We start from the raw sequence: 4,492 nt of genomic DNA, 5'->3' as shown, positions 1-4,492 counted from the left end.
TTGGCCAGTTGATTCCAATTGAATATATAGGTGGTCTTGAAACTGCTGAGTTAACTGAAATACTAATAAATGGAGAAGATGAAGAGAGTGAGGACAGTTTAAGACAAAGATACTATGATAGTTTAAATTCACAATCATTTGGTGGAAATATACAAAATTATAAAGATGAAGTTAACAAAATACAAGATGTTGGAGGAGTTAAGGTTTATCCTGTTTGGAATGGTGGAGGAACTGTTAAGTTAGTAATAATTAACTCTAACTTCAAAGTACCATCTAGTGATTTAGTTAATCTAGTACAAGAAGAAATTGACCCGAACCCAAAAGGAGGAGGTTTAGGATTAGCACCGATTGGACACCGAGTCACAGTTGAAGGAGTAACAAGTACAACTATAAATATATCAGCAGAAATAACATATAAAAGTGGCTATACTTGGGAGAATATAAAGACTATAGCAGAGGAAGCAATTGACGACTATTTAAATGAGTTAAATATGAGTTGGGAAGATGAAGAGAACTTAATAGTTCGTATATCTCAGATAGAAACTCGCCTGTTAAGTATAGATGGAGTATTAGATATTGCAAATACTATGATAAATGATGTTGCATCAAATTTTAGTGTTAATAAAGATTCAATAGTAGTAAGAGGTGAGGTAGTTGGATAAAGAGATAAATCTAATAAGTTACTTACCACAAATTCTGCAAGATAAAGAAGAATATATAAAAGCATTTAATGCAGATAACAAAGAAATTAAAACACTACATGATAAATTAGATGATGTCTTAAATGACCAGTTTTTAGAGGATTTGACTATAAGTGGAGTTAAAAGATGGGAAAAAATAATGTCTATAGTTCCTAAATCAAATGAGAGTCTAGAAGATAGAAGGTTTAGGATTTTTAGTAGATATATAAGTAAGTTGCCTTACTCAGAGAGATTTTTAAGAAATTGGTTAGATAGTATAGTTGGAGAAGGAAACTATGAATTAACTATAAATAATGCTACTTATAACATACATTTAGAAAGTGATGCAAGAAATCAAGATTGGTTTGAGGAAGTTCATTCTTTTGTAAGCAGCATCAAACCTTGCAACATGAGTTTTGACTACACTAGAGTTTTAGTTAGTAAAGATAATGGTATGTATTTTGGTGCAACTACAATAACAGGACATGAAATTACAATTTACCCTTGGTCACCTAGTGATATTGAAACTCAAGGGGAAATTAATATAATTAGTGGTAATGGATTTGGATACCAAGAGATTACAATTTATTAGATAGGAGGTGGTAGTTTGGCTACAGATAAAAGTTATTACACGATATTAACAAATATAGGTAAGGCTAAGATAGCAAATGCAAGTATAGTAGGAGAAAAAGTTGACTTTGCTAAGATTCAACTTGGAGACGGTGCAGGAAGTGAATATAATCCAACAGAAGAGCAAACAGTACTCAAAAATGTAGTTTGGGAAGGTAAGGTAGGAAATGTCACAACTGACAAAGCTATGTCTAATTGTTTACTCTTAGAAAGTCTTATTCCTGCAAGTGTTGGAGGTTTTGTAGTTAGAGAAATAGGTTATTTAGATACAGAAGGTAATTTACTTGCTATATCAAAATATAGGTCAGCATACAAACCTAGATTGGAAGATGGAGCAGTAATTGACATGAAAGTAAAAACTATTTTTGTTGTATCTAATGTTAATAATATAGAGCTTAAAATTGACCCTACGATAATTTTTGCTACATTAAAAGATTTACAAGATTTAGAGGCTAAAATAGATACCATTGACACTAAAATAGATACAACTAAAACAGAGTTAACAAGCAATCTAGAAACTGCTAAGACAGAGATTAATAATAAAATAGGAGATACAACACTACTTGAAACAACAGATAAAACAAATATAGTTAGTGCATTAAATGAGGTGAAAACTAGTGTAGATAGTATAGAAACAACAGCAGAAAAAACAAGTATAAAAGATACAGATAATTTATTTGAAAGTGATAATGTTGAAGGAGCATTAAAAGAAGTGATGCAAGAAGTAAATGACAAAAAGACTAAAGGTATCAAAGCTTTTAATAAACTTGTAGATATATTATAAAAAGGAGTGATTAAGTGACAATTAATAAGCTGCCAAATAGTGCGAACTTAAATCAACTTATGACTTCATTTGAAAGTGGAGTGAATGAAATTGAGACAATAAAAAATGAAATTGCTAATACTTTAATAGCAAAAAAGTTTAATGTAACACAAGAAAATACGTTGAGAGAATTGTCTGAAAAAATAAAAACTATAGAAACTTTAGAAGAAATGGTAGGAGATTCTGATGGGGTTACAATGTCTAAGGAATATAATTGTATTTATCGTAATTATACAAGTAGAACAATAAATGGTGTCAAAACATACGGAACAAATCTTACTAGTATAAACATTGATACTGAATATTCTACTGATATGAAAGGTAAAGTACGTTTAAGAGATATAGATAGTTCAGAAAACTTGTTAATAAGTGTTGATAATAAAAAACTTATCAAACGAAGTTGTTCCAACTCAGGTAAGTATTGGGAGCATAATCTCAATAATAACATTATGGATTGTGTAAATGTCGATAAAAGGGATAATAGTATAATAATATGTTATTCCTCTGAAAGGTGCATAGAAAAATTAAATTCAAATGGAGGAGTAATATGGTCACTAAATATAGCTGGTTCTCAACCTTTATTATGTTGTTCTATTGATAAGGAGGGATATATAGCAACTGGAGGATATGACAAAAAAGTTCAAAGAGTATCTCCAAATGGAAGTTTGTTATTTGAATATGCAGGTTTTACAAATTATGTAACAGCAATAGCAACAGATAGTCAAGGGAATATAATTTTAGGTGGATATGGATATAGAATCGACCCACCTAAAGGTATTCAAAAAATTTCTCCACAAGGAGAATTACTTTGGGAATATAATTATCTTTCTAAAACATTACCAATTTACTCAATTACTGTAGATAGTCAAGATAATATTTATGTATGTGATTGGACTAATCACTTAGTAAAATTATCTAAAGATGGTAAGTTTATATGGAGTATTAGTATTAATAATTCAGAGACTTTTGGTAGAACATTAATTGATAGTAAAGATAATATATATTATATTGCTAAACATTTTTTTTATAAAATATCTAATGATTGTCAGACTATAGAAAATTTTGCAACAAGCGAAGGAAAATTTGTATTTGTTGAGTTAATAACTATAGATGCAACTCACGATGATAGAATTTGGTGTTTTGATTATTCGGGTGCTAATAATTATTTTTATAGATATAGCTATCCAACTGATTTCACTTCAACATCAACATTAGTTTTTTCAAAAAGTTATAAAGCTGGACTTAAATAGAAAAATTAACGAAAGGAATTTTAAATTATGATTTATTTAGGAAATTTAATGGGTACAGAGGAACAAAATATAAAATATGTTGGTATGATACATTATGAACCAAGTTTACTATCAGATGAAGATTTAAAACAAGGCATTTTGGTAGAGAGTTTACCAATTCAAAAATACACAGAGAATAAAGAGGCGAAGTTATTTATAAATATAGATACTAAAGAAGTTTTCTATAGATATACAGATATTAAAAGTAGTATAGAAGATAAAGTAAATTCTACAGAACAAACAATAGCAGATTTAACATTTCAATTAATGAATAATGGGGTGATATAGTATGAATTGGTATAAGATAATAACAGACTTCTACAGAAATGGGAACTGGACTAAAGAACAAGTTAAAATGGCAGTTGCAAAGAATAAGATAACATCAATAGAATATAAAGAAATTGTAGGAGAGGACTATATAGCATAGTCTTTTTTTATTCAAAAATTAGGAGGCCTGCATGAATGAAGAAGTTATAAAAGAAAAAATAAAACGAAATGAAATAAGAATAAACAGACACAGTGATGAAATAGACGAATTAAAGATAGCGAATATAGAGTCTAAAGCAGAGTTAAAAGCACTATGTGAGAATTTAAATTCACTTACAAGCATGTTAAAGTGGTTAATTGGGACAATGATTACAACTCTAGTAGGGTTCTTTATATTTGCAATACAGAGAGGAATATTTTAAATTAGGAGGAAAATAAATGGATAATTTAATAAGTTTCATACCAGAGCAGTTGCTAATTTTAGTTGCTGCTCTTTATGTTATAGGAGCAGGATGTAAGAAGTATAAACAATTAGATAACAAGTATATTCCAGTAGTGTTATTAGCACTTGGGATAGGTTTCTCAATATGGATGTTAGGACTAAATCCTAGTGCAGTCTTACAAGGAGTAATTTGTTGGGGTATATCAATAGGTATAAATCAAACTTACAAACAATTAAAGGATGGTGAAAAATAATGAAAATAGGTATAAATTGTGGACATACAAAAACAGGACCAGGAAGTGGAGCTATAGGTAAAATAAATGAGTCAACAGAAACTAGGAATGTAGGATATAAAGTAATA

8 protein-coding genes are annotated in these 4,492 nt (G+C 29.3%); all 8 read left to right on the top strand.

What is annotated here, in order from left to right; all coding sequences use genetic code 11:
• Window positions 1-662, top strand: a 662-nt coding sequence (locus IC173_RS20030; RefSeq protein ID WP_227856190.1) for a baseplate J/gp47 family protein, incomplete at its 5' end; no start/stop codon positions are given.
• Window positions 655-1,272 carry a YmfQ family protein gene (locus tag IC173_RS20025; protein WP_227856189.1) on the top strand — a complete coding sequence of 206 codons (618 nt, stop codon included), beginning with the start codon at window positions 655-657 and terminating at the stop codon, window positions 1,270-1,272. The genes IC173_RS20030 and IC173_RS20025, both read left to right, overlap by 8 nt.
• Before the next feature lie 15 nt (window positions 1,273-1,287).
• Window positions 1,288-2,094 carry a phage tail protein gene (locus IC173_RS20020; RefSeq protein ID WP_227856188.1) on the top strand — a complete coding sequence of 269 codons (807 nt, stop codon included), beginning with the start codon at window positions 1,288-1,290 and terminating at the stop codon, window positions 2,092-2,094.
• 14 nt (window positions 2,095-2,108) lie between these two features.
• A complete protein-coding gene (locus IC173_RS20015; RefSeq protein ID WP_227856187.1) occupies window positions 2,109-3,383 on the top strand; it encodes a hypothetical protein in 1,275 nt (424 codons plus the stop codon).
• 27 nt (window positions 3,384-3,410) lie between these two features.
• Window positions 3,411-3,710: a hypothetical protein gene (locus IC173_RS20010; RefSeq protein WP_095904958.1), complete on the top strand. Its 300-nt coding sequence runs from the start codon at window positions 3,411-3,413 to the stop codon at window positions 3,708-3,710.
• 1 nt (window position 3,711) lies between these two features.
• A complete protein-coding gene (locus tag IC173_RS20005) occupies window positions 3,712-3,849 on the top strand; it encodes an XkdX family protein (RefSeq protein WP_095904959.1) in 138 nt (45 codons plus the stop codon).
• 31 nt (window positions 3,850-3,880) lie between these two features.
• Complete coding sequence (locus tag IC173_RS20000) at window positions 3,881-4,111, top strand: hemolysin XhlA family protein (RefSeq protein WP_021360944.1); 231 nt, start codon at window positions 3,881-3,883, stop codon at window positions 4,109-4,111.
• A gap of 16 nt (window positions 4,112-4,127) precedes the next feature.
• On the top strand, window positions 4,128-4,385 hold the full coding sequence (locus IC173_RS19995; RefSeq protein WP_167653770.1) for a phage holin family protein: 258 nt from the start codon (window positions 4,128-4,130) through the stop codon (window positions 4,383-4,385).
• The last annotated feature ends 107 nt before the right edge of the window (window positions 4,386-4,492 follow it).

This window comes from Clostridioides sp. ES-S-0048-02, from assembly GCF_020658495.1.
Lineage (GTDB): Bacteria > Bacillota > Clostridia > Peptostreptococcales > Peptostreptococcaceae > Clostridioides.
This window is presented reverse-complemented; position numbering and strand designations above follow the sequence as displayed.